The sequence below is a fragment of the Chitinophaga sp. genome, from assembly GCF_036569125.1.
Lineage (GTDB): Bacteria > Bacteroidota > Bacteroidia > Chitinophagales > Chitinophagaceae > Chitinophaga.
On the sequence record NZ_DATCRF010000634.1, the window covers coordinates 1 to 6,144 of the forward strand.

3 protein-coding genes and 1 pseudogene are annotated in these 6,144 nt (G+C 47.7%); 1 reads left to right on the forward strand and 3 read right to left on the reverse strand.

The features are described from left to right. From VIM87_RS23740 to proS, 3 genes are all read right to left on the reverse strand, one after another. On the reverse strand, positions 1-722 hold a 722-nt coding region (locus VIM87_RS23740), incomplete at its 3' end, for a LytTR family DNA-binding domain-containing protein (RefSeq protein WP_331999416.1). Beyond that, a complete protein-coding gene (locus VIM87_RS23745) occupies positions 719-3,727 on the reverse strand; it encodes a sensor histidine kinase (RefSeq protein WP_331999417.1) in 3,009 nt (1,002 codons plus the stop codon). The genes VIM87_RS23740 and VIM87_RS23745, both read right to left, overlap by 4 nt. A 13-nt stretch (positions 3,728-3,740) precedes the next feature. Continuing rightward, the gene (proS, locus tag VIM87_RS23750; protein WP_331999418.1) at positions 3,741-5,216 is read right to left on the reverse strand and encodes a proline--tRNA ligase; all 1,476 of its coding nucleotides are present in this window, start codon (positions 5,214-5,216) and stop codon (positions 3,741-3,743) included. Positions 5,217-5,492: 276 nt separating this feature from the next. Here proS and VIM87_RS23755 point away from each other — a divergent pair. Beyond that, positions 5,493-6,144: pseudogene (locus VIM87_RS23755) on the forward strand (hypothetical protein); the annotation flags it as partial.

Genomic DNA, 6,144 nt, shown 5'->3' on the forward strand with positions numbered 1-6,144 from the left:
TCCTTTTTACGGGAGGAGATGGGAATATTCTTCTGATCGCTCATAACCACGGCAGTGCCCAGGCCCTTGATGATCTTCACAATGTGGTGAATATTAATGAGGAAGGATTTATGCACGCGGTAAAATCCCTTGTCTGACAGCATTTCTTCATACTCCTTCAGGGATTTGGAGATCAGGTGCGATACATTGTTGATCAGCTGGATCTTGGTGTAGCTGTCAAAGGCTTCGCAGTAAATAATGTCTTTCAGGTCAATTACGTTATACCCGTCGTTCACCGGTATTACGATCTTGGAGAAAGCATTATCATTATTCTTTACATAATCTTTCAGGATGGATGCCAGCTCATTGAGCCTGCCTTTCTTGCTTTTTTTCACTTTTTCCAGCGCATCTTCCACCTCGCTTACCTTAATAGGTTTCAGCAGGTAGTCCAGCGCAGCAAACTTAATGGCTTGCAGGGCATATTCCTGGAAGGCGGTGATAAAGATGACTTCAAAATTCAGAACGGGAAACATTTCCAGCAGCTGGAAACCGTTGTGAGGGGGCATTTCAATATCCAGGAACAGCACGTCAATGGGGTTGTTCTTGATCATTTCTGCCGCTTCGTGTATATTCTGTGCTTCCCCGACCACTGTAACATCCTTACAGTAATTCTCTAAAATATTGCGTAAAATATGGATGTTGCGGACTTCATCGTCTACAATCGCAGCTTTTATATTACTCATAACATCTTAACAATGGGAATCAGAATTTCTACCAGCGTACCTTCCTTGTTTCCAAACCCAGACTTAAATTTATCAATTATTTCTAACTTTCCAACACTTCCATTAAAAGATTTTATAATCTGCAACCGCTCCTTAATGACGCTTAAAGCAGTGGATTCGTGCTTTACCAGGCGTCCTGTTTTAATGCTATTGGAGTGTTCCCAACCAATCCCATCATCGTCAACAGCGCAGTAAAGCAGGTCGTCCACCATTTCCAGCCGGATCTCCAGGTGGCCGGCGCTGTTCTTGGGGGCCAGGCCGTGCTTAATGGCATTTTCCACAATGGGCTGTATGATCATGGGCGGAATGTATACCGTATAATCCTTTAATTCGGGCTCAATACCAAAGTGATAGGTAAAGCTATGGGCAAAACGGATCTTTTCCAGCTCCAGGTAGCGGGTCAGGAAGGCTATTTCCTCCTCCATGGAGATGTAGGACTTCCGGGAGTTGTTCAGCATTTGCCGCATGAGGGTGGCAAAATCGGCCAGGAAGTTCAGCGCCTGCTTTTCCTCCTTTTCCAGGATCAGGTGCTGTACTGAGTTCAGGGAGTTAAAAATAAAGTGCGGGTTCATCTGGTTGGTGAGCGCTTTGGCTTCCAGCTCCGCGATGCGCCGGTTATATTCTGTTTTCCGTTTTTCTGCCAGCTTAATGCGTCTTACAATGTAGCGCAGGATAGCCAGTACGCCCAGCATGCCTATTAAAATAAGGATGCCCCTGGCCCACCACTGCTGGTACCATTGCGGCAGTATGCTTACGGAAATGGTTACCGGCTGGCTCCAGTCGCTTTTATATTTACGGGCCCTTAGCAGCAGCTTGTAATCGCCGGGCTGCAGATCGGGGAAAGGGATAATGTTGCTCATGGTGGTGGTCCAGCCACTGGCGGTATCACTGGAAAAGTTATACTGGTACTCTACCAGGTCCGGCAGGTCAAAGGCGATGGCGCCAAACTCCACCTCAAAAGATGTTTTGCGTTTGTACAGGTGCACAAAGTTATTGCGGGGCAGGTAGGTGGTATCGCTATAGCGGATGGCGTTCAGGTATACGGTTGGCGGTATGGTATCTACCGGCATGTTATGGTCATTGAAATAACAAAGCCCGCTGGAGGTGGCAATGTATAACATGCCCTGCTGGTAGTATACACCCCGGGTGTCGTCCGACATCAGCCCGTCATTAGAGGTAATATTGCGGATAATGGTCCGCGTTTTTATATCTATAACGGATACGCCCCTGTTGGTGGATACGTAGAGCCGTCCAATGCCATCATAATACAGCTGCTGGCAGATATCGCTGACCAGGTTATCGGCGCTGGCAATATGTTTTACTATTTTATTATCCCGGATCACATAAATCCCCTGGTCACTGGTGCCGATCCATAAAAAGCCATCTATCCATTTCAGGTCTTTAATGCTTTGCTTCTGCAGATCGCCATCCACAGGAGCCAGGTGCGGGTTACGGCGGGTATCGGTAGCATAGTACAAACCGTTGTTGGTGCCCAGGTAATAGGCCGTATCGTTGCTGCAGGCTATTGAAGTGATGAGGGGCTGGGGCTCCTGCCAGGGAATGGTATAGCCATCCAGGAGCGTGATCTGGTCTTTGGCAGCTACCCTTACTTTTCCGGAAGCAGAAATATCCACATCCTTCAGGTTCCTGAGCGGCATTAACTGGGAAGTCTTCAGCCGGGTAGTATTAAAAGTGTAAAGGCCATTGTCGGCCCCAATTAATACTTCATCATTCCGGTAAGGTAAAATGCTGATGATGCTGTTACGGCCACTGGAAGTATCCAGCGTATACTGGCGGAAGCGGCGGTTGGCATCCCTGGTATTTAATACGCCTGCGCTTAGCACACCTGCATTTTGCCCTACCAGCAGCAGACCTGTTTTCTTATCGCGCAGGATGCTGAAGATAGAATGGGAATGGAGGCCATTGCTATTATCCAGGTAATTGAAGTAAAAGTTCTTGTAGGGAATGTTATATACGCCATCTCCAAATGTGGTGATCCAGATATTACCATCCCGGTCCTTCAGCAAACCGGTAATGTAATGGTTATCCAGCAGCTTGGTTACATTCCGCGCGCCCTTGAAAAAGTCTTTCAGGTAAAACAAGGCCCGTTGTGTGCCTATCCACAGGTTATCGTTATCCAGGCAAAGGCTGGTAATTTCGTCGGTTATACCCCAGTCGTGGCCGTTGAAGAAACAGATCACCTCCTTTGGCGTGTAGCTGTATACGGTATTCTTTACAATCAGCACCGGGTTACCGCGGATGCGGGCTACAAAAGTCTCATCATCCAGGGGGTAAGGCGAAACCGGGAAGGTCTTTTGATCCGTATCATTGCCATCACCGTCTTTAACAGAGCTCATATGAAAGTATGGCTCCAGGGGTTTAAAGACATCATTATGCGACAGAAAGTAGAAGATCTTTGTAGAGGTGCCTTCAAATTTATACTCAAATTTTTTACCATCATACCGGGCAACGCGGTTATCCGTGATATGGAACCAGGGTATGTTGGCGGAATCCACAAAGGCATGCTGCATGTAATGCCCGCGGCTGTTGAAGATCAGGGAAGAATCGTTTTCTTCGGTGTGAATGGTATAGTTGCCATAGTAAGAGGGCTTACCGTTTAATGTGAAGAACCAAACGCGGCCCCGGGTATCGGGGACCAGCTTGATCACATCATTATCGGTAAGCCCGTCTTTTTTGGAATAATTACGAAAGCGCTTGCCATCGAACTTACTAACGCCGGTGGGGGTTGCGAACCAGATAAACCCGTCCCTGTCCTGCACGGCGGTGTATACGGTGGCATTGGCCAGCCCTTCTTTTACGTTATAATTACGGATTATGAGGCCCTGCGCGCGGGCATACTTTCCCGTGCATAGTACACTTAATAACAGTAAAAGTATAGCGCAGGCGCGGAGTACTCCTTCCAGTGTTGTATGATAACGCCGGCCTGCTGATTTTTGGCTACTCATTATACATTAATCCCTAATAAGCACGTGCAAACAATACCCGTTGTGTTGAAGGTTTGCCTGTAAGAATACAGGTGCCTGCTTCGGGTTTGTTGTTTAGTGGAATGCAGCGTATGGTAGCTTTTGTGCGTTCCTTGATCTGCTCTTCTGTTTCGGTTGTACCGTCCCAATGTGCTGCAATAAACCCTCCTTTTTCATCCAGCAGTTTTTCAAATTCTTCAAAGGTATCGGCAGGTGTAATGTGTTCGTCGCGGTAAGCTTTTGCCTTGTTATAAATGTTCTGCTGGATCTCTTCCAGCAGGTCTTTAATACGCTGGGCAAGACCGTCCAGCGAAAGGCTCATTTTTTCTTTGGTATCGCGGCGGGCTACTTCGGCTACATTATTTTCCAGGTCCCTGGCGCCCATGGCTACCCGTACGGGCACACCCTTCATTTCATACTCCGCAAATTTCCAGCCAGGTCTGTTATTATCGTTATCATCATATTTAACGCTGATGCCTGCACGTTTTAATTCCTGTATCAGGATGTCCACTTTCTCATCAATCTTAGCCTTTTGCTCATCATTTTTGTAGATGGGTACAATCACTACCTGCAGGGGCGCTATGCGTGGAGGCAGCACCAGGCCTTCATCATCACTGTGCGCCATTACCAGCGCGCCTATGAGGCGGGTAGAAACTCCCCAGGAGGTGGCCCATACATATTCCAGCTTGTTCTCTTTATTGGAGAACTGCACTTCAAATGCTTTGGCAAAGTTTTGTCCCAGGAAGTGGGAAGTACCGGCCTGCAGGGCTTTACCATCCTGCATCAATGCTTCAATACAATAGGTATCAATAGCGCCGGCAAACCTTTCGGCGGGTGATTTAACGCCTTTGATCACGGGCATGGCCATATAGTTCTCTGCAAAATCGGCATATACATCCAGCATGCGCCGGGTTTCTTCTATGGCCTCATCTGCAGTGGCATGTGCGGTATGCCCTTCCTGCCACAGGAATTCTGCGGTGCGCAGGAACAGGCGGGTACGCATTTCCCAGCGCACTACGTTGGCCCATTGGTTAATGAGCAGCGGCAGGTCGCGGTAAGAGCGGATCCAATCTTTATACGTATTCCAGATAATCGTTTCGGAGGTAGGGCGAATGATCAGCTCTTCTTCCAGCTTTGCTTCGGGATCTACCACTACGCCACCGCCATTGGGATCGTTCTTTAAACGGTAGTGTGTTACTACGGCGCATTCCTTTGCAAAACCTTCTACGTGGTCTGCTTCGCGGCTTAAAAAGCTCTTGGGAATGAATAAGGGGAAATAGGCGTTCTGGTGGCCGGTGTCCTTGAACATTTTGTCGAGCACATCGCGCATGCCTTCCCATAACGCAAAACCATATGGCTTTATCACCATACAGCCTCTTACAGGTGAATAATCTGCTAAACCGCCTTTTAAAACCAGGTCATTATACCATTGGGAATAATCTGCTGAACGGGACGTAATTTCTTTACTCATAAAACGTTAGATACGCTGATGGGCCGCTGATCACCTGCTAATGTAATCACAGGCCTTTGGCTTAGTTTTTGCTATAATATTAAAAGGAAAAATCTTACAAACCTACATGAAAATCAGAAAGCCGCAAACAGTTCGCTAAAATAAATGGAGGTATGTAGCAGGGACACAGGATTGTAACATTTTATAGCCAATTACCGTTTATACTTTTATATTGTTTTGATTCCGTTAAAATAGAGTAAATTTACTATATAATTTGTTGATTAAATCAGTTTCAAAATGAAATCCACACTATATGCAGCAGGAGCCGCTTTGCTTATTTTGAGCAGCTGTTCTACCGCGTATAAGTCCGCCCGTACCCCGGATGATGTATACTACTCACCCAAGTCCGAAAAGACCTATGCGTCCAACAGCAACAACAGGCAGAACCAGGGACAAACGAGCGTAGCGGCTGCCGATGACCAGGACGGTACCTATGTTACCTACGATGATGAAGACCAGGGAGATTATGCACGCAGGTTAGACCGTTTCAACAACCCATCTTACAGTGGTTCCTACTATAACGATGGCACTCCCAATATTTACATGAACAATTATTACGGCAGCGGTTTTGGCTATAGCCCTTACAGCTACTGGGGCGGTGGCTTTGGCTCCCCCTATTATGGCAGCTACTGGGGCCCTTCCCTCAGCATTGGCTTAGGCTTTGGCTGGGGTAGCGGCTACTATGGCTACAGCCCGTTCTACAGCCCCTGGGCTTACAACCCGTGGTATAGCCCCTGGTACACTCCGTACTATGGCGGTTATTATGGCGGCGGCTACTATGGCCACTACCCGGGCGCTTATGGCGGCGGCTATTATTCAGCTCCCAGCCGCGGTTACCGTACCCGTAACAGCTTTGGCGGCAGCGGCTATACCGGCAACCGTGTAATTG